The following is a 25,297-nucleotide window of genomic DNA, read 5'->3' on the forward strand; positions in this document are numbered from 1 at the left end:
TCAAAATTGCCAACAATTCAACATAACATTTCTTTAAAACCTTATAACACATTTGGAATTGATGTGAGTTCAAATTTGTTTGTTGAAGTTAATACTGTTGACGAATTAAAGAGTATACTTCTCGAAAATACAAATGAATTATTGATTTTAGGAGGAGGAAGCAACATGCTTTTTACAAACAACTTTAATGGCTTGGTTGTGAAAAATAATTTAAAAGGAATTGATGTTATTGCTGAAAATAACGACGAGATTGTTTTAAAAGTTGGAGCAGGAGAGGTTTGGCATGAGTTTGTGATGTTTTGTGTAGAAAAAAATTGGTCTGGAATTGAAAATTTATCATTAATTCCTGGTACTGTGGGCGCCAGCCCTATGCAGAATATTGGTGCTTATGGTGTAGAAGTAAAAGATGTTATTACAGAGGTTGAAGCATTGAATTTAGAAGATTTTTCTATTCAAAAGTTTTCGAATGCACAATGCGAGTTTGATTATCGAAGCAGTATTTTTAAAACAACACAAAAAGGTAAATATTTTATCACCTCAGTAACGTTCCAGTTGTCAAAAAAAGCAAAAATTAATAGCTCCTATGGTGCAATTGAAGATGAGTTGAAAAGTATGGGAGTAATCAATCCAACCATTAAAGACATTAGTAAAGCAGTAATAAATATTAGAACAAGTAAATTACCAGATCCAAAAGAGATTGGAAATTCAGGAAGTTTTTTCAAAAACCCAATCATATCTTTTGTTAAAAAGAATGAGTTATTAGAAAAGTACCCTTCTATGCCATATTACTTGCAAAATAATGGAACATTTAAAATAGCAGCTGGTTGGTTAATAGAAGCTTGCGGATGGAAAGGGAAGCGAATTGAAGACTATGGTGTTCATGCTAAACAAGCTTTGGTTTTAGTAAATTACGGTGGTGCAACTGGCTATCAGATTTATCAATTATCAGAAGAAATCATTAAATCTGTTCAAAACACATTTGGAATTGAATTGGAAAGGGAAGTAAATATTATTTAATAATAATTTGAGATAATAAAAAAAATACTACATTTGCAGTCCGTAAAAAATTAAAGAGACCAATCATGGCAAAAAAAGGTAATAGAGTTCAAGTTATAATGGAGTGTATGGAGCACAAAGAAAGCGGTATGCCAGGTACTTCAAGATACATTACAACTAAAAACAAAAAAAATTCTCCTGATAGAATGGAGTTGAAAAAGTATAATCCAATACTTAAAAAAGTAACTGTTCACAGAGAAATTAAATAATTTAAGTTATGGCAAAGAAAACAGTAGCTTCGTTACAGAAAGCAGGAAAGAGTTTAACCAAAGTTATTAAAATGGTTAAATCAGAAAAAACAGGAGCATATACTTTCGAGCAAGGTATCGTTCCAAATGATAAAGTACAAGAGTTTTTATCAAAGAAATAATTCACTGAATATGTGTAAATTGAAGCTTCTTTCCATGTAGAAAGAAGCTTTTTTTATTTTAATTATGGGCTTTTTTAATATATTTTCGAAAGACAAAAAAGAAGTTTTAGACAAAGGCCTCGATAAAACCAAACAAGGTTTTTTTTCTAAAATATCAAAAGCAATAGCGGGAAAATCGTCTATTGATGATGATGTGTTGGATAATTTAGAAGAAATCTTGATTTCATCGGATGTTGGTGTTACAACTACGTTAAGAATTATTGAAAAAATACAAGCTAGAGTTGCAAAAGATAAATATTTAGGAACTTCGGAGCTAAATCAAGTATTACGTGATGAAATAGCATCATTACTTGAAGAAAACAACTCAGGCAATTTTGTCGATTTCACTATTCCAAAACAAGATGAACCTTATGTTATTATGGTTGTTGGAGTTAATGGTGTTGGGAAAACCACTACTATTGGAAAATTAGCTTATCAATTTAAAAAACAAGGGAAATCGGTAATACTTGGTGCAGGCGATACATTTAGAGCAGCAGCAGTTGACCAACTTAAAATTTGGGCTAGTCGTGTTGATGTGCCTATTGTTGAACAAGGAATGAACGCCGACCCAGCATCGGTTGCGTTTGATACATTACAATCGGCAAAAGCTAAAAATGCTGATGTAGTTATTATTGATACAGCAGGTAGATTGCATAATAAGATTAACTTAATGAATGAGTTGAGTAAGATTAAAAATGTAATGAAAAAGGTTATTCCAAATGCTCCTCACGAAATTTTATTGGTTTTAGATGGTTCAACAGGTCAGAATGCTTATGAACAGGCTAAGCAGTTCTCGTTAGCTACAGAAATCAATGCTTTGGCAATTACTAAGTTAGATGGGACGGCCAAAGGTGGAGTAGTTATTGGTATTTCTGACCAATTTAAAATACCTGTTAAATACATAGGTGTTGGAGAAGGAATGGAGCATTTGCAAGCTTTTAATAAGTTTGAATTTGTTGATTCTTTGTTTAAAGAATAAGTAAGATTTAATCATTATTTCAAGTTTAAGTTCATGAAAACCAAAACTCTAAAAAAAAATAAAGTCAACGTAATTACCTTAGGTTGCTCAAAAAATCTTTTTGATTCGGAAGTAACCATGACTCAGCTTAAAGCCAATGGTTTTGAAGTTGAACATGAATCGGAACAAAACGACGCTGCTATTGTTATTATCAATACTTGTGGTTTTATTGATAATGCCAAACAAGAATCAATAGATACTATTTTAAGGTACGCCGATGCAAAGAAAGAAGGGTTAGTTGATAAATTGTATGTTACAGGATGTTTGTCGGAACGATACAAAGATAATTTAGAAGAAGAAATAAAAGATGTAGATGCATTTTTTGGTACTCGTGAATTACCAAAGTTGTTAAAGACATTAAATGCCGATTATAAACATGAGTTAATTGGAGAACGTATTATTACGACTCCAAGTCATTATGCTTACTTAAAAATATCGGAAGGTTGCGATAGACCTTGTTCTTTTTGTGCTATACCTTTGATGAGAGGGAAACACATTTCAACTCCAATTGAACAATTGGTAACTCAAGCTGAGAATTTGGCTAAACAAGGAGTTAAAGAGTTAATTTTAATTGCACAAGAACTTACTTTTTATGGTTTAGATATTTACAAAGAACGTAAGCTTTCTGCTTTACTTGAGGAGCTTTGTAAGGTTGAAGGAATTGAATGGATTCGTTTACATTATGCCTACCCTACGGGTTTCCCGATGGAAGTGATTGAAACCATGAAAAACAATCCTAAAATTTGTAATTATTTGGATATTCCTTTACAGCATGCTTCAAACAACATGTTAAAAGCCATGCGTAGAGGAACAACTCGTGAAAATACTACTGCATTAGTTAACGACATTAGGAAATTGATACCAGGTATTACCATTAGAACTACTTTTATTGTTGGGTTTCCTGGAGAAACGAAAGAGGACATTGAAGAGATGAAGGATTGGGTGAAAGAAATGCAATTTGATAGACTTGGCGTCTTCACCTATTCACATGAAGAAAATACACATGCTTTTGCTTTAAAAGACGATGTTTCGGAAAAAGAAAAAAACAGAAGAGCTGCAGAAGTAATGGAACTTCAACAAGGAATATCGTTAGCATTAAACGAAGCAAAGGTTGGTAAAACATTTAAAGTATTGTTTGATAGGGTGGAAGGTGATTATTTTGTAGGAAGAACAGAATTTGACTCGCCAGAAGTAGACAACGAAGTGTTAGTAGAAAAAGCATCTAATTTTGTTCGTTTGGGTGATTTTACCATGGTAAAAATTACTGATGCCGATGACTTTGATTTATTTGGGGTTATTTGTGAATAGTACAAAAATACCATATCAACAAACTGGCTATTTCTCCAATTTAATGGTTGATTATTTGAATCAAAAGAAAGAATTAACACCTTTTTACAACCAACCAGTAAATATAAAATCATTTGAGATTTTAATTAAGGAAAGAACTAATTTCCCTGTTGATAGGGCAATTTTAGTTCAAGCTCTAGAAAATCAATACAATGGCGTTGCAGCAACTGAAAAAACGCTCAATAATATCCAAAAATTAAAGCAGAATAATTGTTTTACAGTTACTACAGGGCATCAATTGAATTTATTTACTGGACCACTTTACTTTATTTATAAGATAATTTCTGCAATCAATCTTGCTAAAGAATTAAAACAAAAGTACCCTGAACAAGATTTTGTTCCTGTTTATTGGATGGCAACCGAAGATCATGATTTTGATGAGGTTAATCATTTCAATTTGTTTGGTAATAAAGTTGAGCTTGAAAAAACACAAGAAGGCGCTGTTGGTAAAATGAAATTATCTGGAATAGATAAGGTTTTTACTCAATTAGTTGAATTACTTGGGAATCGACTAGAAGCAGAAAAAATAATTTCGGGTTTTAAAAAGCATTATATTGCTGAAAATACCTTTGCTCAAGCAACTAGAGGAGTTGTAAATGCACTTTTTGGTGAATATGGCTTGGTTGTTATTGATGGGGATGATAAGGCATTAAAACAATTAATGTTTAATGAATTTAAAGATGAATTGTTGAATCACAACAATTATAAAACGATTAATCAAACAACTGAACAATTGGTTAGTTTGGGGTATAAAGCTCAGATTACACCTAGAGAAATCAATTTATTTTATTTACAAGACAATTTGAGAGAACGTATTGTTTTTGAAAACGATAGTTATAAAGTGTTGAATTCGTCGATTCAATTTTCAAAAGCAGAAATACTTACCGAATTAGAAAAGTTTCCAGAACGATTTAGTCCAAATGTTGCTTTGAGACCTTTATATCAGGAGAAAATTCTACCCAATCTAGCTTATATTGGCGGTGGTGGAGAACTGGCTTATTGGTTTCAATTAAAAGATATGTTTGATAAAAATCAAACAAGTTTTCCACTATTAGTTCTAAGAAATTCGGCTTTAATTGTAGATTCAGGGAGTAAAAAGAAGCTCGATAAAATTGGTATTTCGGTTAATCAACTTTTTGGCGATACCAATTTATTTATCAATGAATTTTTAAAAGAAGGCTCGGCTATTGTTTTGGATTTAAAAAATGAAGAAAAACAGATTTCTGCTGTTTTTGATGAAATGGTTAAAAAAGCCGAAGTTATTGATGCTTCTTTAAAACCAATGATAAGTGCTGAGCTACAAAAAGTGCTAAAATCGATACAAAATATTGAGGCTAAATTGATAAAAGCAGAAAAACAAAAGGAAGAAGTAACGATAAATCAAATTAAAAATGTGAAGGAAAAACTTTTTCCTAATGGTTATTTACAAGAAAGACATGATAATTTAGCTTTGCTATTGTTGTTAGGAGGGTTTGAAGTTATTGATAAGCTTTCTCCGTATTTAAACCCTCTCGAGCAAGAGTTTATAATTTTAGAGCTCTAATTATAATAGAAGTAATAATATCATTACTGGGACTATTACACTAAAAATCACGAGTAAAAATTTTTGGAAATCTTGTATTGTTTTTATCCTATGCATACTTCCTTATTTAAGAACTGATATGTGACCTCTCAATGTTTCTTTAGAATCGTCTTTCCAAACAATATTTGCTACATAAAAATAGGTGCCGTCTGTAACAAACTTCCCGTTATATTTTCCATCCCAAAAACCAGCTAAATTATCCCACGAGTAAAGTTTCTCTCCCCAACGATTAAAAATATGGCATTCTATTACTTTAATGTTCTCTCCAATTATCTCAAATACATCATTTACATCATCATTGTTTGGTGTAAAAACATTGGGAATAAATACTCCATTTGGAGTATCGAAATTGAATGTTGATTCAAAAATATCCTCACAAAATTGATTGCTAGCAGTAAGTATAACAATAAATTCTCCGTTTGTTGTATAAGTATGAGTTGGGTGTTCTAAAATACTACTACCTCCATCCCCAAAATTCCAATAGTAATTGGTCGCATTTGAAGAATTATTTGTGAAATTGATTATTGTAGGAATATCTGTACCATAAACATAATCAGAAGTAAACATTGCATTTAAACTGTGGTCTTGAATGGTGTAAGATGCTGTTGTTGAACCACAGTTGTTCGTTGCAGTTACCGAAATTAAACCTCCGCTATTAAAACTGGTGGTCTGATTTTGAGAGCCATTCGACCATAAAAAATTTCCAGTTCCATTAGCTGTTAAATAAATAATTTCGTTATTACATAAAATAGAGTCTCCACTAATAAAAACGTTTGGAACAGTACCGCTTGTAATAATAATCTGTTCGGTATCAGTACCGCACATATTCGTCGAAGATACTGTATAGGTTCCAGCAGTATTTACAGTAATTGTAGTTGTTGTATCGCTAGTATTCCACAAATAATTGTTAGAGCCGTTTGCTGTAAGATTAATAGTCTGACCACTACAAATTTCTAAATTTGGGTTTGAACTTGTAATATTTATAGATGGCAGATTGATAACAGTAATTGAAACAGATTGAGAATCACGATAACAATTGTTATAACCAATTACATAATAATTACCTGCATTTTGAATTGATTGTGATGTGCCAGCAGAACCATTAAACCATGTGTAATTTGGCGCTCCAGTAAGTGTTGTAACAGTTAAATTAGCTGAACTTCCATTACAAATTGGATTTTGTGAAGAAGTTAAATTAAAACTAAAAGTTGGAGCATTAGTAATAGTGATGTTATCGTTTGAACTCCCACAAGAAGAAGTGCTTGTAACTGAATAAGTTCCTGCACTTGAAACATAAATTGAATTTGATGTACTTCCTGTGCTCCAAGTATAATTACCAGCTCCGTTTGCAGTAAGTAAAATACTATCACCATTACACAGTTCAGTTTTTGCTGATGTAATTGTTACAGGTGTAGCATTTCCACCAATCTGAACCAATACACTGTCTTTTAAAACTACACCACAACTTGTTGTTCCTGATAAATAAACATAAAAATTATTGTTATCAGTTGTAGCAGAGTAATAGCTGGTATTTGCATTAGATGTAGATGAAAAACTACCATTGTTCCCAATCCATTGAATATTATTGAGATTTCCTATAATTGTTGATGTTAATGGTAAAGTGTCGCCTGGACAAATCGTTAAATTATTGCTAGTAATATCTACAGAGTTATTAATTATTGGAGCAGAACACCCGTCATTAGCATAAGTTGCATTTCCACTCCAGTCGTAATCCACTCTAGATCCATCTGAATTTGCAGGCGTTCCGGTTGCATCAACAAGCAATGATCTGTCATATGAAACCATATCAAAGCAACCACTAGGAGAAGAAAAAGACATGGTTAATGTTCTTATACTAGAAGTTGAATTATAATTTGCAAAATGACCAGCAGTGTTACCAGAACATTGAAAAATAACATACATGGTGTCATTTAAATTAGCAAATGAATTAGCAGAAACATTAAAATTAGTGCTGGTTAATAATATTACTGATGAGCCAGCGGGAAGAATATTAGATGTAGGTTCTTTTAGGAATCCACAACCGACAATACTATTGTTTAATGAAGCAACTTTTGAAGCTGTTGTAGAATTCTTACAAATATTTAAGTACGAGTTGTTTGGCCAATTAACATTTAAATTGTTTACGTTTAAGTTAGCTGGACCAACTTTAAATCGTACCATTTCATTTTCACCCTCGTTGTTACCACAGGCATCAACGAGAATACTTTCTATTTCAAAACAAGTTGTAGGTGTTTGTCCAACTAGCTTTAGGCTAAAAATTAAAAATATAAAAACAACTAAAAAGTTCGTTTTTGTATTTAGTAACATGGTTAAATTAGGAAAAAATTAAGATGGTTTCGGGTAACTCCCTCTAGGTAATCATACTTAATTTTCATAACAAATATACGAAGTTAAATTTTTATAGAATGTTATCTTAACATTAAAAATTTTAACATTTGTTCATAATTGATGAATATTCCTTTTAAAACTTACTTGATTAAAAATAATGTAATCCAAATTCAAATTTTATCTTTGCAAAATGGAAAAAATAGTGATTTTAGATTTTGGTTCTCAATACACCCAACTTATTGCTCGAAGAGTTAGAGAACTTAATGTGTATTGTGAAATTCATCCGCATAATAAAGCACCAGAAATTGATAAAAATGTAAAAGGAATTATTCTTTCGGGAAGTCCTTTTTCGGTAAGAGATACAAATTCTCCAAAACCAGATTTATCAATTTATAGAAAAAAATTGCCATTGTTGGGTGTTTGTTATGGGGCGCAATACTTGGCTCAAAGTAGTGGAGGAGAAGTTTTACCATCAAAAATCAGAGAATACGGTAGAGCAAATTTATCTTTTGTAGATGATGGACATAACTTAATGGAGGGGGTTGGAGCTAATTCACAAGTTTGGATGAGTCATGGTGATACCATTAAAGTATTACCACCTAAAACCAAGATTTTTGCAAGTACTCCAGATGTTGAAATTGCTGGGTATGAATTTGAAGGAGAGCAGACGTATGGTATTCAATTTCATCCTGAAGTTTACCATTCTTCAGAAGGTTCCAAAATGTTGAAAAACTTTATTGTAGGTATTTGCAAATGTTCACAAGACTGGACTCCAGATTCTTTTGTTGAATCAACTGTTTTAGAATTACAACAAAAAATTGGAAAAGATAAGGTAGTGTTAGGTTTGTCAGGTGGTGTTGATAGTACAGTTGCTGCAGTGTTGTTGCACAAGGCTATCGGTAAAAATTTATATTGCATTTTTGTTGATAACGGCTTGTTGCGTAAAAATGAATTTGAAAATGTTTTAGATCAATACCAACATTTAGGATTAAATGTAAAAGGAGTTGATGCTAAAAATAAATTTTATACTTCTTTAGCAGGATTATCAGACCCAGAAGCTAAACGTAAAGCAATTGGAAAAACATTTATCGATGTTTTCGATGAGGAATCCCATTTAATTGAAAACGTAACGTGGTTAGCACAAGGAACCATTTATCCTGATGTTATTGAATCCATTTCTGCAACAGGAGGGCCATCTGCTACAATTAAATCACACCACAATGTGGGTGGTTTGCCAGATTACATGAAATTAAAAATTGTTGAACCACTTCGTTTGTTGTTTAAAGATGAGGTAAGAAGAGTAGGTCGTACTTTAGGATTGAATGAAAGTCTTTTAGGAAGACACCCATTTCCTGGTCCAGGCTTGGCTATTCGTATTTTGGGAGACATAACTCCAGAAAAGGTACAAATTTTGCAAGAGGTAGATTTTATTTTTATTGAAGGATTGAAAAAAGCAGGTTTATATGACGAGGTTTGGCAAGCAGGAGCGATTCTTTTGCCAGTTCAATCAGTTGGGGTAATGGGCGATGAACGAACGTATGAAAAAGCGGTAGCTTTACGTGCTGTAGAATCAACCGATGGAATGACTGCAGATTGGTGTCATTTACCTTATGAGTTTCTAGCAAAAACTTCCAATGAAATTATTAATAGAGTAAAAGGAGTTAATAGAGTAGTTTATGATATTAGTTCTAAACCTCCAGCAACAATAGAATGGGAATAGGTTTCTTAGCCAATAAAAAATGTGTAAATTCACTAGCAAAATGAAATTTTCTAACTTAATATTATTTATAGCCATTTTTTTCAATTTTCAATTTTCAATTGAGAGTTGTATGGCTCAATCTGATTCGTTAGAGATTCATCAGATTAATGGAAAAAATTATTACATTCATGTCGTTGCACCTGGAAATACATTGTATTCCATTCACAAAAAATATAATGTTCCATTAGATGTTATAGAGAAAGAAAACCCTTCTGTTGCTAATGGGCTAAGTTTGGGTGAAAAAATATTTATACCTGTAAAAAAAGATGCAGAGCAGGAATTTCAGTCAATCAATGGCAATTATTTTTTACATAAAGTAGAAAAAGGAAGAACACTTTATTCTTTAGCTAAAGAGTTTAATTTACAGCAGAAAGACATTGTTGCTCTTAATCCAGAGATTGATGAAAATGGAGTTCAAGAGGGACAAATGATAAAAATTCCTGTTCGTGAAATCAAACAAAACAAGCCTTCAGAAGTTTCTAATTTGCCAGTAAATTATAAAACTCATTTTGTAAAAAGTGGAGAAACATTGTATTCTTTGAGTAAATTGTATCAAGTAAGTATTGATTCTATCAAGATAGTAAACAATGGTTTGGTTGACGGTTTAAAGGTAGATCAAAACATTTTTATACCGATAAAAGAAACTAGAATTGCTGTTGCTAATTTAAATCAATCAACATTAAATCATATTGTAGATACCATAAAACAAGTTGCTCAATTGCAATTTAATGGTCAGAAAAAAACAGTTTATAAAGTTGCCTTATTACTTTCTTTTTATTTAAAAGAAAATGAGGAGATGACTTATAATGCATTGGAAAAGCGAAAAATTTATCCAAGATCAACTTTTGCAGTAGAGTTTTATCAAGGTGTTTTATTAGCACTTGATTCATTGTCGAATGAAGAAACGAAGTTTGAACTTTATGTTTATGATACTGAAGGACAAGATTCTTTACAAACCATGAAGGTTTTAGCTAAACCAGAATTAAAAACAATGGATTTAATAGTGGGACCTTTATATGCTAGTAATTTTGAAAAAGCTGCCGAATTTGCTAGTAAACATAACATTCCAATCGTATCGCCTGTGAAACAAAGTAATAAAGTGTTGCTGGGTAACGAAACTGTTTTTAAGGTTATTCCATCAAGGTCTTCGTCTGTAAATCAGTTGGTGAAGTTGGTTGTAGATAGTTTTAATACGGACAATTTAATAGCTATACAATATCAAAATAATACAGAAAGTGCTTTAGTAGATGCTTATGTAAAAGAGTACAATGCTGCTGTTTTAAAGAGAAACGATACGTCTCGATATTCACCTATGAAAAAAGTAGTGGTAACGAAAAGTGAAGAAGTTGTTTCTCATTTAAAAATTAATGCAAACAATGTTATCTTTTTACCTAGTACAAATTCTACGTTTATTACAAATTTATTTATTGCATTAACGGCAAAATTAAATACTAAGGAGTATAAAAATTGCACAATTACTTTAATAGGATTAGAAGAATGGCTTCAGTTTGATAACATTGATATTGAATATTTTCAAACACTTAATGTACATATACCTATAAATCAATTTGTGGATTACGATGATGAATTTACTAAAAGTGTTGTTTCAGGATACTATCAAAAGACAGAAACATATCCCACTAATAACTCGCTATTAGGCTATGACGTCGCTTCTTATTTTTGTTCTAATTTATTGAAATACGGAAAGGTTTATGTTGGAAATACAAGTGATGTAAAAACAATTTCAGGACAATTTAACTTCTTTAAAACAGGTGTTGAAAGTGGTTATGAAAATGTATATACTCGAGTAGTAAAATTTGATAATTATTCTTTAAAAATTGTTTATTAACCAATGAACGATTTACCAAATAATGAGGAAAAACATCATCTCACCAAGAAAATTGCCCATACTAAAGATAGGTTTTCGATTATCTATAAAAATATCCTAAAAGGACTTAAGACTGAAACCATAGAGACGAAACAGGCGTCTAAAATTGCCTTAAAATATATTTCAAAAGGTTCAATAACAAAAGAAGAAGAAACAGAATTACGTCAGCAAGTGTATGACATCCTTAAAACATTAGGTGTAGGTATACCATTTGCTCTTATTCCTGGAGCTTCTATATTAATCCCAATTTTAGTAAAAGTGGCTCAGAAAAAAGGAATAAATCTATTACCATCTGCTTTTTCAGAAAGTGATGAATTACCTGATGATGAATCATCAAAATGATATTCTATTAAATAGGAATTCAATTTAGCAGTATAAATTACTGTTTTGAGTTGATTATTAATCTTAAATTTAAGTTTTCAAAACTTAACACAATCGCTATTATGCTTAAAAAACTATTCTTTATCGGTGTTTTTCTTTTACACCTTCAATCCTCGTTTGCTCAATTAAACATGTCATTACTGAGTCAATATCCTTTTCCTGGATCTAGGGGTGATGTTTCTGATATTTGGGGATATGTAGATGAAAATGGTAATGAATATGCAATTGTTGGTCTTGAGGCAGGAGTTTCAATTGTTAATGTAACAAATCCGACAAATCCAGTTGAAGTTTTTTATACAGCAGGTGCAAATACCATTTGGAGAGATATGAAAACATGGAATGATAAGGCATATATCACTAATGAAGGAGGGAATGGAATGATGATAATTGATTTAGCTCCATTACCAGCAAGTACTGCGTTGACTGTTACTAATTATACAGGTTCAACTTATCCTTTTACAACTGCACATAATTTGTATATCGATGAAAATGGGTATTGTTATATCTTTGGTGCTAATAACGGTGTTGGAGGAGCAATCATACTCAATTTAAATGTGCCAACATCTAACCCAGGTTTTGAAGTAGGAAGGTATAATCAATATTATCTTCATGATGGAATGGTGAGAGGAGATACCTTATGGGGAGGAGCAATTAATGATGGATTTTTGGCGGTAATAAATGTTGCAACAAAATCTGCCCCCGTAACTATGGCTACAAAAACTACTCCAAGTTCTTTTACGCATAATTGTTGGATATCAGATGATGGTCAAACAGTTTATACAACAGATGAAAAAAGTAATGCATTTTTGGGGGCTTATAATGTAAGTGATTTAAATAATATAACAGAAGTTGATAGAGTTCAGTCTAGTCCAGGAATGAATGTTATCCCTCATAATGTTCATTTTATGAATAATTATATTATTACATCTTACTATCGCGATGGTGTAACTGTTCATGATGTTTGTGATCCTACCAATATTGTTGAGGTTGGAAATTACGACACATCACCTGCTTATTCAGGTAATGGTTTTAATGGTTGTTGGGGAGTATATCCTTGGTTACCTTCTGGTAATATTATAGCAAGTGATATTGAGAATGGTCTATTTGTTTTAGGTATTAATTATACAAGATCTGCCAAATTAGCTGGTACTGTAATAGATTCAGTAACATCATCTCCCTTAAATGGTGTTCAAGTTAGTATCGTATCCACTACAAGTACTGCAAATACAAATGTTTTAGGCAACTATCAAATAGGAACTCCAACATTAGGCACTTACGATGTAACATTTTCAAAGTTTGGTTATGAATCAAAAACAATTACTGGTGTAGATTTAACATCAAGCAGTTGTACACCATCTGTTTTAGATGTTTCATTGAAACCTTTAACAACCTTTAACTTCCAAGTTACTGTTAAGGATGCTGCCACGTTGAATCCGATACCGAATGCCAAAATTCGAGTTGATGGAGCTTCATTTTCTAGTTCTGTAACAGCGAATACTTCAGGAGTGTATACTTTTACAGGATTTATAGAAGGAAATTATGTTGTTACTGGTGGAAAATGGGGATATAAAACTTTATGTGATCAAGGGTCTCTAATAACTCCATCTAATAATACATATACTATTTTTCTTGATAAAGGGTATTACGATGATTTCTCGTTCAATTATAATTGGACAGTTTCGGGAACTGCAACTGCGGGTATTTGGGAAAGAGGAGAGCCTGTTGGTACTATGTTGGGTTCGGTTGAATCAAATCCTGACGTTGATGTTGCAAATGATTGTAACGTTGAAGCTTTTGTTACTGGTAATGGCGGAGGGGGTGTTGGTGACGATGATGTAGATAATGGAGAAACTATACTAACTTCTCCTGTGTTTGATGCGTCAACAATGCTAAATGCTTATGTAAATTATTACAGATGGTTTGTAAATGGAGGAGGTTCAGGATCTCCAAATGACCAAATGACAATAAAACTAAGTAATGGTTCAACTACAGTAACTATTGAAACCATCACGGCATCTACTCCAAATAGTTCAAGTTGGGTAAGTAAAACATATAAAATTTCAGATTATTTAACGCCAACAAATAACATGAGAATTATTGTAACTGTAAATGATGGCGCTCCTGGGCATATTTCAGAAGGTGCTTTTGATAAATTTGAATTAACAGATGGTTTAGTCGGTGTTGATGAGCTTGAATTGAATGATAGAGTAAATATATTCCCAAATCCTTTTAATGAGGAAATTAATGTTCAATTTACTAATTCAACAAAATCAACTATTAAAATTGAAGTTACAGATGTAATGGGGAGAGTTTTAGACCAATATAGTTTTACAAATACTAACAACATTAAAATCAATAACGATTATCAAAAAGGAATTTATCTAGTTAATATTTATGAGGATGGCTCTTTAATGAAAAGCCAAAAATTGGTTAAATATTGATTAAGATTGAAATAAGATAAAAGAAAAAGAGGAGTTGTTTTTACAACTCCTCTTTTAGTTCAAGTAAGAAATTTTTTATTTTTTCGAGCGACTTAATTAGCTCAACATTTTCAATGGTTTCTTTTTTACTGTTTTTAAGCTTGTTTTTGGCTCCATCTAAGGTAAAACCACGTTCTTTTACCAAATGATAAATAACCTTTAAATTATCAATATCTTGAACAGTAAATAATCGATTGCCTTTATTGTTCTTTTTAGGTTTTATGATATCAAACTCTTTTTCCCAGAAACGAATTAACGAAGCATTCACGTTAAACATTTCTGCTACTTCGCCTATTGAATAATATAGTTTAGAATCTGACACGAAACAAATATATACAAAAAGATTGTAGTTACTTAAAGTATTTTAAACTCAATTTTTCTCCATCAAATACAGCGTACGAATTATAGTTTATCCATTCACCCAAATTCATATAGGTAGATTTTTCGTTTAACTTGATTTCGAAGGGTAAATGACGATGTCCAAAAATAAAATAATCGATGTGTTCTTTTTTGAGGTAATCTTTTGCAAAAATTGCTAACCACTCATTTTCTTCTCCTAAAAATTTCTCGTCGTAACCAGCATTTACTTTTCGGCTTTTATGACTCCAATAATTTGCAATTCCCATACCTAAGTTAGGGTGTAAACGTGCAAATGCCCATTGGCATAATCTATTAGCAAATACTTTTTTGATGAATTTATATCCATAATCACCAGGACCTAAACCATCACCATGACCGATAAGAAATTTTTTATCGCCAAATGTTTTAACTAAATTTCCTTCAACCATTTTAACGCCCAATTCTTTTGGAATATAATCGAAAATCCACATGTCATGGTTTCCTCTAAACACAAAAATTTCAATGCCGTTATCAGTTAATTCAGCTATTTTCCCTTGTAGTCTTACAAATCCTTTTGGGATAGCATGTTTATATTCAAACCAAAAGTCGAAAATATCACCTACCAAATAGATTTCTTTAGCATCTAAACTAATTTCATCTAACCACTTTACAATTCTTTTTTCACGCTTTAAGCTTTCCTCGTAGTTAGGAGCTCCAAGATGGAAATCGGATGCAAAGTATATGTTGGGTTTAATGTTCATGATTTGCTAAAATACTAATTTGGATTAGATAAGGATTAAAAATCGAGTTTTCGAACCATTTCAAATGGACGAACCATATTTAAGTTTAAACTAAACCTGATTTTTTCGGCATATTTAAGCTGGTTTAAATCACTTGAAAGAAGTATTGGGAAATAGATTTCAAATATGTTTGGAACGATAATCAAAGTTCCTCCAAAACTGTAAGTAGCAGCTGAAACTTCATCCACTTCATCACCTTTAAAATTTCTTGCGGTATAACCAGTTAGTCCAACATCGGCATAAAGCCCTAAAAATTTAATGGGTAAATTACTTTTTAGATTAATGGCATTAGCCCATTTGTTTGAAGATGGAGAAGTGGTGTAATTTTTAAATCCTCCATCAGTTATCATGGCTTGTTGATTTAAAAATCCATCAGTAGTATTTCTGCCCAACAAGATGTTTTCATACAAATAGTCGGAGTTGCCACTTAAATTGTAATTGTATCTCGAACTGGCTTTGTCGTTATACAAAAATCGACCAACAAAAAAACGCAAATCCAAGCCTGTTCCTTTCTTTTTGTATGCAAATCGATAATTTGCCTCTAAATTTACTTTAACAAAATCTACAGCTTGTTGGATGTTTGCAGTAACAAAATAAGGATTAATAGGGTTTTTACTTCTTAAACCAAACGTTAAATTATTTACATAAAACCTATCGAACGACAAGTTGTAATAAACATTTCCATTAGCATCTCGTTTGTAATCAGCAACTTCTTCAAAAATATTTACAAATTCATAACTCATAAAATACTGATTGTATTGTCGTTGTCTACGTTTTCTAAAATCGATATTTACTTGAGGCGATAATTTATAATACTCTAACGATTGGGTTTCAGAACTGTTAGGTTTGTTAAAGTTTAAATAGCTAAACGATGATGATTTTGTACCAATAGCGATATCTTGAAATATTCCATTTGGCATAATGTGATAAAATACATTGGCATATCCATTTACATTTTGAGAACCAAAAGCATACATTGGCGCTAATACATATTCAAATTTTTTACTAGGAATAGTAGAATTATAGAAAACAGTACCTAACATCGCATTGTCATTACTATTCCATCCTGCAATTGGAGTGAAGAATAATTGTGTTTTATCAGGGTTTTCAATACTACCAAGTAATTGAATTCGTAATGGTTCTAGTGTTTTAAATAATCCTGTAGTTTTTAATGTGTTATTTTTTCTTGAGATTTCAGGAATGTCTAAATTGACATCAATTCTATATTTATCATAGTCTCCCGATTTAAAAGTCAACAAACCTTTTTTACCAATAGGTTCATACCATTGCGTATGTGTTATGGAATCATTTTTTATTCCTGAAATTGAAAATGGGCCATCAATTCCTCCAATATTTTTAACTTTTAATAAAATATTTTCAATGCTTGAAGTATCTTTTTTTGTACCGGTTATTTTATAATCAATTTTGTTAGTTGTTTTAATCAAACCATCAAAAAACCAACTCAAATCTTTTTTTGTTTCATCTTCAAAAACAAATCTTAAATCGTTGGGTTGAGGATGTTTGAATTTCCATTCGTTAAAATACCGCTGCATACATTTATCAAAAACATCTTCGCCTAAATAAGCCATCAAATAATCAAAAACAATGGCAGTTTTGGAATATACAATTCCTCCATAATTAAACGGAGTATATTCAGCTGCATGTTCTTCAATGGGTTGATCCATATTTTTTCTAGCATTAATAATATATGCAAGTTCGTATTGGCTTTTGTGAGGATATTGAGCTATATCAAAAAATGTTAAAAATCCTCTTGTAGAAGTAGAGTCAGATTTTACAAGTTTTGAATCAGGATATTTTGTTTCGATATACCTGTTTTCGTTAAAAGAATTTAAACCTTCATCCATCCAAGGATGGTCACGTTCGTTGCTTCCTAAAATACCATAAAACCAATTGTGCCCTACTTCGTGCATAATCACTGTTTCTAAACCAAAATCACTTCCTGATTCTCCAATTACTGTAATGTTTGGATATTCCATTCCTCCACCTGCACTTAAAGCACCGTCAACAGCAGTAACATGATTATAAGGATAATCGCCATTCCATAACGAATAATAATAGGTGGCATCATTTAAATATTCAATGCTTTTTTTCCATAAATCGGCTTCGTTATTTGTAAACAATGCCCAAGTTGTTACCTTTCGTTTAGAATGAGGTAGAGCTACTTCACCTTTTAAAACATGATAGCGTTTATCAGCAAACCATGCAAAATCATGAACGTTTTCCTGGTGGTAATGCAATGTTTTTACAGTATCGTTCGATTGAGGGAAACTCATGTCTGTTGAAGTGAAATCAATTTTTTCACTAGTTTCTTGTGCAAGTTGATTTAACCATTCCATTTCTTTTTCACCACCCACCAAATCACCAGTAGCACCAACAACGTAATTTTTTGGTAATCTAATTTTTACATCATAAGTACCATATTCCGAATAGAACTCTCCTTGATCTAAATAGGGCATAGGATGCCAACCATCTCTATCATAAACTGCTGGTTTCGGATACCATTGTGTTATTTGATAGGATTGTCCAATATGACCTAATCTAGAAAAAACTCCCAATGGTAATTTAACTCTAAAAGGAGTAGATATCTCGATAGTTTCACCAGGAAGTAATGTTTCTGGAAGAAAAACTCGACATATATCTTCATTGTTTAAGGTGTATTCCCATTGTAAATTAGATCCGTTTGACGAAAAATTTAATCTATCAATAAAGCCTAATTTAGAGTCATCGGCATAATAAAGACTAGTATTGCCTTCCTCAAGTTTTTGTTTGCTTAAGGCAGACTTGTAATTTTTATAGGCATTTGGCCATAAATGAAAATATATAAATTCGAGTTTATCAGGAGAGTTGTTGGTGTATTGAATAGTAATGGTTGCATCTAATTCATGCATAATGTCGTTAAGGCGGACATCAATATCGTATGCTACATGTTGTTGAAAATAAGGTTTGGTTTCTTGGGCAAAGAAGTTGAAGTTGATTAATAAAAGAAGTATAAGTAGCAGTCGTATTCTCAAAACTGAATAGATTATTTTTTTATTTTTTCATTTATCATCGACGTTAGAATGTCAATTGCAACCTTATTCTCTCCGCCAACTGGAATAATTAAATCAGCATATTTCATGGTTGGTTCTATAAACTGATTATGCATTGGTTTTAGTGTTTTTTCATATCGGTTTAACACTTCTTCCAAATCTCTTCCTCGTTCATTAATGTCTCTTTTTATACGTCTAATTAAACGTAAATCAGAATCGGTATGAACAAATATTTTAATGTCACAAAGCTTACGTAATTCCTCATTGGTAAATATTAAAATGCCTTCTACAATTAATATCTCTTTTGGGTGAATAACTGTATAATCTCCAGTTCTAGTATGAGTGGTATATGAATAAATAGGTTGTTCAATGGGTTGATTGGTTTTTAAATCATTGATTTGTTTTAAAAGCAAATCAAAATCAATAGAGTTGGGATGGTCGTAATTTATTTTTTGACGTTCCTCAAAAGACAGGTGAGCATTATCATTATAATATGAGTCTTGCATTAAAATAGCAACATTTTTCTCAGGAACCACATTAGCTATTTTACGAACTACTGTTGTTTTTCCTGACCCTGTTCCTCCTGCTATTCCAATAATAATCATAGTAATAAAAATAGATTTTTAATTAGCTACTGCTTTTACATCATAAATAGTGGCTAGTAATTCTTTAATGAGAAAAGTCATAATAGGTTCCGATTTTTGAGCAATCTCTTGAACTTCTTCATGGCTTATTTCAACAATTTTGCCTTTTACCCCTAAGTCAGTAATAATAGATAATGCAACACATGGTAACCCAATATGATTGGCAACAATAACTTCGGGAACGGTACTCATTCCTACAGCATCAGCTCCAATTATTCTAATGTAATTGTATTCAGCAGGTGTTTCATAAGTTGGGCCTGATAAAGCGGCATAAACACCTTCTTGAAGTCTTATTTTATTTGAAGATGCAACATTTTTAATAATAGCATTCAATTGTTTAGAATAAGGCTCACTCATGTCTGGAAAACGTGGGCCTAGTTCATCAATATTCTTTCCTCGTAATGGATTGTCAGGTAATAAATTAATATGATCGTTTATTAACATAATATCTCCAATCTCAAAATTTTCATTGACGCCACCACTAGCATTACTTAATACTAATTGTTTTATTCCCAAAGCGTGCATAACTCTTATAGGAAAAGTACATTGTTGTGCCGAATACCCTTCATAATAATGAAACCTGCCTTTCATAGCAATTATTGAAAGACCATTTAGTTTTCCAATAATTAATGCACCTTGATGCCCTTCAACAGTAGAAATTGGAAAATTTGGAATATCCTTATAAGGAATAGTATGTTCTATTTGGATATTCGAAGTTAGGTTGCCTAGACCACTACCTAAAACAATACCTACTACTGGTTTTGTTTGAGTTAAGGATTGAATGTAATTTTTAGCTTGCTGTATTTGCTCTAACATATTTTAATATTTTACTATCGAACTCCTCCTTACCATTACCATGAAATGCTATTTCTATAGGCTGATAAAATATAGGAAGGTCTTCTATTTGTTTTTTTATTTCCGGCAAAGATAAACGCATTATATCTTTTTCAGTAGTTATTATTAATTTATTATTGCCAAATAAATCATTAAAAGAATTTCGAATATTCTTTATATCGTTGGAATCGAAATTGTGATGATCTGGAAACTTTATATGTTCTACAGTATTATAATGATCTTTTATATGATAAAAAAGTGGGGAAGGTTTGGCTATTCCAGTAATTAAAAGTACAGAACAAGTTTTTTGATTATCAAATTGAAAAGTTTCGGCATGAGTTGTAAATGGTATTAGTGTTCCATATTGTGTGTAGGAGAAAAAAATCTCTTGATGTGATTTTGGATGTAGTTCATCTTTTATTCGTCTAATATCAATTGGAGATAAAATTGTAGGTGTTTTAGAAACAATAATAATGTCAGCTCTTGAACTTCCTGTTGCCCATTCCCTTAAACGACCCGAAGGTAGAACTAAATCATTAATATATAGTTTTGAATAATCAGTTACTAATATGTTTAATCCAGGGGATACTGCACGATGCTGGTAAGCGTCGTCTAAAATTACAACATTAATATCTGGTGAGGTTTCTCTTATTTTTTTTATTCCCCTAACTCTATTTTCATCAACAGCAACAACTATATTATCAAATTTGGTTTTATATTGTAGGGGTTCATCCCCAATTTCATTAACAGTTGAAGTAATATCTGCTTTATAATAACCTTTGGTACTTCTTTTGTATCCTCTACTTAGTGATGCTATCCTATATTGGTTGAGTATTCGAATTAAATACTCAACATGAGGTGTTTTACCTACACCACCTACATTTAAATTGCCAACAGATATTATTGGTATTTTAAATTTGCGAGATTTTAAAATACCTACATCATACAATTTATTCCTTAAAAATGTAGTTATACCATATATTAATGATAATGGATAAAGTATTATGGATAAAATCTTGCTCAATAAGTTTATGTTAACATGATTACCGCTCGTAAATATTGTAAAAAATAAAGTTTAATCCAATTATTAGATTAAAAATAATTAAAAACTTGCATTTTAAATAAAAATTGCTTTAACTTTGTATGTGATGAATACAATTGTGAACATATCGAATATAATTAAGGGGTTATTTTTAGTAATGATTCTATTTAGTGTGTTTGCTTGTTCTAAAGGTGGAGAGCCCTCTCCAATGGCTTCTTCTAGTTCATCTTCAATTTCAGTAAATAATCATGATGACGCTGTAATGAGAGTTGTTGGTGGTGATGATAAAGAAGATGATGATGATAACAGAGGTCCGAAGTTTCCAAAAAGAAGATAGTCTTATTTTTTTCGATTCTTAATTACTTTTTCCTTTCCTTGATTTTATTTTAACCAGAAAACCTCTTTTTTCAACCGTTAGTTAAATGTTGTGAATAAGTTTCCAATATTCTTTTTAAATTTACTCTATAATTATTTGGTTTAAAAAATTTATATTCTATATCTTTACGCCTCTTAATTTGCACGAATAAAATTTTTATAGATTAAATTACTGAATATGTTGAAAAGACTAGCTGTTTTTACGTTATCTATGTTTCTTGGCTTTATTGCCTTTGCTCAATCGGGTGGAACAATTAAAGGTAAAATGATTGACAAATCAAATAATGAACCTTTGCCTTTTGCTAATATCGTAGTTTTTAAGGGTGGTTCTCAGGTTGCAGGAACTATGACTGATATGGATGGTAAGTATACCATTTCTGCATTAACTCCAGGAACTTATGAAATTCAAGCTTCATATGTTGGTTATCAACCAGTAAAAATGTCAGGTATTATTGTTAATGATGGGAAAATTACTTTCTCAGATATTAAAGCAGGACAAGGTATTGATATAGGTGAATTCGAGTTGATTGATTATGAGGTTCCATTAATTTCTAAGGATCAAACATCTTCTGGAGGTACAGTAACAAGAGAAGATATAGCAAAAATGCCAGGTCGTTCAGCTTCTTCTATTGCACAAACAGTAGGAGGTGTTAATGTAAACGAAGATGGATCTTATAATATTAGAGGATCTAGAACATCTGGTACTGATACATATATTGATGGTATTAGAGTAAGAGGTTCTGCTAATTTACCAAATGCTGCAATTGAGCAGGTTTCTGTAATTACGGGTGGTATGCCAGCTGAGTATGGTGATGCTACTGGTGGTATTGTTAGTATTACCACAAGGGGAGCTTCAAAAGATTGGTTTGGAGGTTTAGAGTACTTAACTTCTGGATTTAAAAGTGGCGAGAAGGTTGTTGGATTGGATTCTTACGGATATAATTTATTAGGTTTCAACTTGGCTGGACCAATTTTTACTAGAAAAGATACTGCGGGTAATAAAACGGATGCTATTGCTGGTTTCTTTATTTCAGGTGAGTTAAAGAGCGAAGTAGACCCAAGACCATCTGCAATAGATAACTATAAAGTTAAAAATGAGGTTATGGATGAGTTGAATGCTAATCCTTATATTGCAAGAACTGATGACCCTTCTAGTTTAATCAATCAAGCATCATATTTAAAGATGGATGATATTGAGAAAATTAAATTTAGACAAAATGTTGGTTATAAGGGAATGAATTTGGCTGGTAAAATTGATATTGCTCCAACAAAAAATACAACAATTACCTTTGGAGGTACTTTTGATTATGAAGATAGAAAAAACAATGTTAATAGCACAGGTGGAGCTTATTCACTACTTAATTCTCAAAATAATCCACAAGTAATAGATAGATCTTGGAGAACTTATGCAAGATTTACTCAGCGTTTTGATAATAATGAAGATAAAGATAATCCATCTTTAATTAAGAATGCTTTTATTTCTTTGCAGGCTGATTATTCTAATGTTTATAGAAAAATTCAAGATGAAGATCACCAAGATAATTTTGCTTCATATGGGTATGTTGGTCGATTTAAATCTACAAGAATAGACTCTATCGATTTGTCTAACCCATTTGCCTATGAAGATTTTGTTATTGTAGATGCTAATGGAAACCCAATAGATACCACTTATGGTTATTTATCTACACCTACAACGGTTTTGTATGAGTTTACAAGAGATGAAACAAATCCGATTTTAGCAAATTATACCGATAATTATTATAATTTTTATGCTGGAGACCCTGTTGGTAACTGGCAAAGACCTTCTCAGGTTCAAGGTCAAGGAGGTCTGTTAAATGGTGATGCACCAGGCTCAGTTTATAATTTATGGTCAGCAATGGGAACTCAATATAATCAGTTTCAGGTTACAAATCAAGATCAGTTAAGGATTACTACATCGGGAAGTGCCGAAATAAAAGGACATTCTATTAAAATCGGATTTCAGTACGAACAAAGAACAATTAGTCAATACAACATCTCGCCTGTTGCACTTTGGTCTATTGGTAGAGGATTAGTTAATACTCATTTAAATAATAGAGATTTAACCGAAGGAACTTTTTATACTGATTCATTGAATCCTCCTTTTGGTGGTATAACAGCTCCAAATGGTGATATTGCTTATGCTTACTATTTCCAACCTAAGTATGACGGGGAGAATCAAACACAGTTTGATAAAAACATAAGAGCAAAATTAGGTATGGCCGAAAAAGGTTTGGATTGGATTGATTTTGATTCTTATGGTAAAGGATTGTGGACGGTTTCTGATTTTTCTGCTGAGGATTTATTAAATAACTACTCTCAAAATAACTTAAATTATTATGGATATGATTATGCTGGTAAAAAATTATCAGGAAATCCTTCTTTGGATGATTTTTTCTATGCAAAAGACGATAATGGAAATTTAAAAAGAGAAGTAGGTGCTTTTAAGCCTATTTATATGGCAGGTTATATCCAAGATAAATTTGCTTTTGAGGATTTGATTTTCAATATTGGTGTTCGTGTTGATAGATATGATGCAAATCAACCAGTACTAAAAGACAAATACTCGTTATTCCCTGTTAAAACGGTTGGTGAAGTTGGGAATATTCCTGATAAGCCATCTAATATTGGAAATGATTTTGTGGTTTATGTTGCTGATGCAACCGACCCTAAGGTTTCTAGTATTGTAGGATATCGTGATGGAGATACTTGGTACGATGCAGATGGTAAAGAATTGACAGATCCTTCAGTTTTACATGCCTCAAATACACCTCAACCTTGGTTAGTTGATGCGAATGATAATTCTGCAATTACGGATTTAAGCCCTGCAGGGTTTAAAGACTATGAGCCTCAAATTAATGTATCTCCTCGTATTGCATTTTCATTCCCAATTTCTGATGAGGCCTTGTTTTTTGCTCACTATGATGTTTTAACACAACGACCTTCATCAAACAGTAGTTTACAATTACTTGACTATTTATTAATTCAAAACACTAATAATGTAATTAATAATCCTGATTTAAAAGCTGAAAAAACGATTGATTATGAGTTAGGTTTTCAACAAAAATTGAATAATTATTCATCGTTAAAAATTGCTGCTTTTTATCGTGAGCAAAGAGACATGGTTCAAACAGTTAGAGTTGTTGGAGCTTATCCTGAAAATTACTTATCTTATGGAAACAAAGATTTTGGTACAGTAAAAGGGATGACTTTCTCTTATGATTTAAGAAGAAAAGGAAATTTCTCTATGCGTGCTGCATATACTTTACAGTTTGCTGATGGTACTGGTTCTAGTTCTACAACGTCTTTAAACTTAGTGTCTAGTGGTAATAGTAATTTAAGAACGTTAATGCCACTTTCTTTTGATCAAAGACACGCTATTGTTTTATCTGCTGATTATAGATATGGTGCTGGTAAAAGTTATAATGGACCAATTTTATTTGGTAAAGAAATTTTATCTAATACTGGAGCAAACATTATTTTTAGAACTGCTTCGGGTACACCTTACACCAAAACCTCAAGAGTTGTTAACAGTGCTGTTATTTCAGGTGCTTATAATAGCCCAATGGAAGCTTCTTTTAATACATCAAGATTACCTTGGACTACAACTGTAGATTTAAAAGTAGATAAAAACATAGATTTAAAGTGGGGTAAAGGAGAAGGAGAAGAAAGAACGAAAGCTTATTTAAATGTTTATATGCAAGTATTGAACTTGTTGGATGCTCAAAATATCATTGATGTATATTCAGCTACAGGTACTGCTAATGATGATGGATTCTTAGCTGCTGCTGAATGGCAAACATTAATAGCACTTAATCCAGATGAGCAGGCTTTTAGAGATATGTATCAAGTAAAAATGTTAGACCCATTAAATTATTCATTACCTAGAAGAATTAGATTGGGATTACAATTAAACTTTTAATTAG

Annotated in this window: 19 protein-coding genes; 12 read left to right on the forward strand and 7 right to left on the reverse strand. The window is 31.7% G+C overall.

Translation table 11 applies throughout. The features are described 5' to 3' along the window. The first annotated feature begins 6 nt into the window (after positions 1-6). The 6 genes from murB (at position 7) to bshC (ending at position 5,373) form a co-directional block, all read left to right on the forward strand. Positions 7-1,017: a UDP-N-acetylmuramate dehydrogenase gene (murB, locus tag H6589_01790; GenBank protein ID MCB9173316.1), complete on the forward strand. Its 1,011-nt coding sequence runs from the start codon at positions 7-9 to the stop codon at positions 1,015-1,017. A 65-nt stretch (positions 1,018-1,082) separates the two neighbouring features. Continuing rightward, positions 1,083-1,265 carry a 50S ribosomal protein L33 gene (gene rpmG, locus H6589_01795; GenBank protein ID MCB9173317.1) on the forward strand — a complete coding sequence of 61 codons (183 nt, stop codon included), beginning with the start codon at positions 1,083-1,085 and terminating at the stop codon, positions 1,263-1,265. A gap of 8 nt (positions 1,266-1,273) precedes the next feature. Further along, positions 1,274-1,426: a DUF4295 domain-containing protein gene (locus H6589_01800; GenBank protein ID MCB9173318.1), complete on the forward strand. Its 153-nt coding sequence runs from the start codon at positions 1,274-1,276 to the stop codon at positions 1,424-1,426. Positions 1,427-1,490: 64 nt separating this feature from the next. Continuing rightward, positions 1,491-2,444: a signal recognition particle-docking protein FtsY gene (gene ftsY, locus H6589_01805; GenBank protein ID MCB9173319.1), complete on the forward strand. Its 954-nt coding sequence runs from the start codon at positions 1,491-1,493 to the stop codon at positions 2,442-2,444. A 33-nt stretch (positions 2,445-2,477) separates the two neighbouring features. Further along, a complete protein-coding gene (gene rimO, locus H6589_01810) occupies positions 2,478-3,791 on the forward strand; it encodes a 30S ribosomal protein S12 methylthiotransferase RimO (GenBank protein ID MCB9173320.1) in 1,314 nt (437 codons plus the stop codon). Continuing rightward, on the forward strand, positions 3,757-5,373 hold the full coding sequence (gene bshC, locus H6589_01815; protein ID MCB9173321.1) for a bacillithiol biosynthesis cysteine-adding enzyme BshC: 1,617 nt from the start codon (positions 3,757-3,759) through the stop codon (positions 5,371-5,373). Before rimO ends, bshC begins: the two co-directional genes overlap by 35 nt. 102 nt (positions 5,374-5,475) lie before the next feature. Here bshC and H6589_01820 read toward each other — a convergent pair whose 3' ends face one another. Further along, complete coding sequence (locus tag H6589_01820) at positions 5,476-7,740, reverse strand: gliding motility-associated C-terminal domain-containing protein (protein ID MCB9173322.1); 2,265 nt, start codon at positions 7,738-7,740, stop codon at positions 5,476-5,478. Positions 7,741-7,951: 211 nt separating this feature from the next. On the opposite strand from H6589_01820, the gene guaA reads away from it, so the two are divergent. The 4 genes from guaA (at position 7,952) to H6589_01840 (ending at position 14,230) form a co-directional block, all read left to right on the forward strand. Further along, positions 7,952-9,481 (forward strand): glutamine-hydrolyzing GMP synthase, encoded by a 1,530-nt coding sequence (gene guaA, locus H6589_01825; protein MCB9173323.1) that lies wholly within the window; start codon positions 7,952-7,954, stop codon positions 9,479-9,481. 40 nt (positions 9,482-9,521) lie between these two features. Then, positions 9,522-11,369, forward strand: coding sequence for a LysM peptidoglycan-binding domain-containing protein (locus H6589_01830; GenBank protein MCB9173324.1), 1,848 nt, complete (start codon positions 9,522-9,524; stop codon positions 11,367-11,369). A 3-nt stretch (positions 11,370-11,372) separates the two neighbouring features. Beyond that, entirely contained in the window at positions 11,373-11,750 is a 378-nt protein-coding gene (locus H6589_01835; GenBank protein MCB9173325.1) for a hypothetical protein, read from the forward strand. A gap of 170 nt (positions 11,751-11,920) precedes the next feature. Beyond that, on the forward strand, positions 11,921-14,230 hold the full coding sequence (locus H6589_01840) for a choice-of-anchor B family protein (GenBank protein MCB9173326.1): 2,310 nt from the start codon (positions 11,921-11,923) through the stop codon (positions 14,228-14,230). 40 nt (positions 14,231-14,270) lie between these two features. Here the strand turns inward: H6589_01840 and H6589_01845 are convergent, their stop codons facing one another. From H6589_01845 to lpxK, 6 genes are all read right to left on the reverse strand, one after another. After that, on the reverse strand, positions 14,271-14,546 hold the full coding sequence (locus H6589_01845) for a MerR family transcriptional regulator (protein ID MCB9173327.1): 276 nt from the start codon (positions 14,544-14,546) through the stop codon (positions 14,271-14,273). 73 nt (positions 14,547-14,619) lie between these two features. After that, complete coding sequence (locus H6589_01850) at positions 14,620-15,369, reverse strand: UDP-2,3-diacylglucosamine diphosphatase (protein MCB9173328.1); 750 nt, start codon at positions 15,367-15,369, stop codon at positions 14,620-14,622. 35 nt (positions 15,370-15,404) lie between these two features. After that, the gene (locus tag H6589_01855; GenBank protein MCB9173329.1) at positions 15,405-18,440 is read right to left on the reverse strand and encodes a M1 family metallopeptidase; all 3,036 of its coding nucleotides are present in this window, start codon (positions 18,438-18,440) and stop codon (positions 15,405-15,407) included. Positions 18,441-18,451: 11 nt separating this feature from the next. Beyond that, positions 18,452-19,063, reverse strand: a complete 612-nt coding sequence (gene udk / locus H6589_01860) for a uridine kinase (protein MCB9173330.1) — start codon at positions 19,061-19,063, stop codon at positions 18,452-18,454. 18 nt (positions 19,064-19,081) lie between these two features. Further along, on the reverse strand, positions 19,082-19,918 hold the full coding sequence (locus tag H6589_01865) for a purine-nucleoside phosphorylase (GenBank protein MCB9173331.1): 837 nt from the start codon (positions 19,916-19,918) through the stop codon (positions 19,082-19,084). After that, positions 19,893-20,960: a tetraacyldisaccharide 4'-kinase gene (gene lpxK, locus H6589_01870; GenBank protein ID MCB9173332.1), complete on the reverse strand. Its 1,068-nt coding sequence runs from the start codon at positions 20,958-20,960 to the stop codon at positions 19,893-19,895. Before lpxK ends, H6589_01865 begins: the two co-directional genes overlap by 26 nt. A 124-nt stretch (positions 20,961-21,084) precedes the next feature. On the opposite strand from lpxK, the gene H6589_01875 reads away from it, so the two are divergent. Together H6589_01875 and H6589_01880 are read left to right on the forward strand one after the other, a co-directional pair. Continuing rightward, positions 21,085-21,315, forward strand: a complete 231-nt coding sequence (locus H6589_01875; protein MCB9173333.1) for a hypothetical protein — start codon at positions 21,085-21,087, stop codon at positions 21,313-21,315. A 216-nt stretch (positions 21,316-21,531) separates the two neighbouring features. Then, positions 21,532-25,293 (forward strand): carboxypeptidase regulatory-like domain-containing protein, encoded by a 3,762-nt coding sequence (locus tag H6589_01880; protein MCB9173334.1) that lies wholly within the window; start codon positions 21,532-21,534, stop codon positions 25,291-25,293. Positions 25,294-25,297 lie beyond the last annotated feature (4 nt).

The sequence above is a fragment of the Flavobacteriales bacterium genome (assembly GCA_020635795.1).
Taxonomy (GTDB): domain Bacteria; phylum Bacteroidota; class Bacteroidia; order Flavobacteriales_E; family Vicingaceae; genus Vicingus.

What these genes read in the sequence shown, in the direction of transcription:
- rpmG (MCB9173317.1), top strand. Translation starts at nt 1,083, where the DNA reads ATGGCAAAAAAAGGTAATAGAGTTCAAGTTATAATGGAGTGTATGGAG.
- H6589_01800 (MCB9173318.1), top strand. Translation starts at nt 1,274, where the DNA reads ATGGCAAAGAAAACAGTAGCTTCGTTACAGAAAGCAGGAAAGAGTTTA.
- ftsY (MCB9173319.1), top strand. Translation starts at nt 1,491, where the DNA reads ATGGGCTTTTTTAATATATTTTCGAAAGACAAAAAAGAAGTTTTAGAC.
- rimO (MCB9173320.1), top strand. Translation starts at nt 2,478, where the DNA reads ATGAAAACCAAAACTCTAAAAAAAAATAAAGTCAACGTAATTACCTTA.
- bshC (MCB9173321.1), top strand. Translation starts at nt 3,757, where the DNA reads ATGACTTTGATTTATTTGGGGTTATTTGTGAATAGTACAAAAATACCA.
- H6589_01820 (MCB9173322.1), bottom strand. Translation starts at nt 7,740, where the DNA reads ATGTTACTAAATACAAAAACGAACTTTTTAGTTGTTTTTATATTTTTA.
- guaA (MCB9173323.1), top strand. Translation starts at nt 7,952, where the DNA reads ATGGAAAAAATAGTGATTTTAGATTTTGGTTCTCAATACACCCAACTT.
- H6589_01830 (MCB9173324.1), top strand. Translation starts at nt 9,522, where the DNA reads ATGAAATTTTCTAACTTAATATTATTTATAGCCATTTTTTTCAATTTT.
- H6589_01835 (MCB9173325.1), top strand. Translation starts at nt 11,373, where the DNA reads ATGAACGATTTACCAAATAATGAGGAAAAACATCATCTCACCAAGAAA.
- H6589_01840 (MCB9173326.1), top strand. Translation starts at nt 11,921, where the DNA reads ATGTCATTACTGAGTCAATATCCTTTTCCTGGATCTAGGGGTGATGTT.
- H6589_01845 (MCB9173327.1), bottom strand. Translation starts at nt 14,546, where the DNA reads ATGTTTAACGTGAATGCTTCGTTAATTCGTTTCTGGGAAAAAGAGTTT.
- H6589_01850 (MCB9173328.1), bottom strand. Translation starts at nt 15,369, where the DNA reads ATGAACATTAAACCCAACATATACTTTGCATCCGATTTCCATCTTGGA.
- udk (MCB9173330.1), bottom strand. Translation starts at nt 19,063, where the DNA reads ATGATTATTATTGGAATAGCAGGAGGAACAGGGTCAGGAAAAACAACA.
- H6589_01865 (MCB9173331.1), bottom strand. Translation starts at nt 19,918, where the DNA reads ATGTTAGAGCAAATACAGCAAGCTAAAAATTACATTCAATCCTTAACT.
- H6589_01875 (MCB9173333.1), top strand. Translation starts at nt 21,085, where the DNA reads ATGAATACAATTGTGAACATATCGAATATAATTAAGGGGTTATTTTTA.
- H6589_01880 (MCB9173334.1), top strand. Translation starts at nt 21,532, where the DNA reads ATGTTGAAAAGACTAGCTGTTTTTACGTTATCTATGTTTCTTGGCTTT.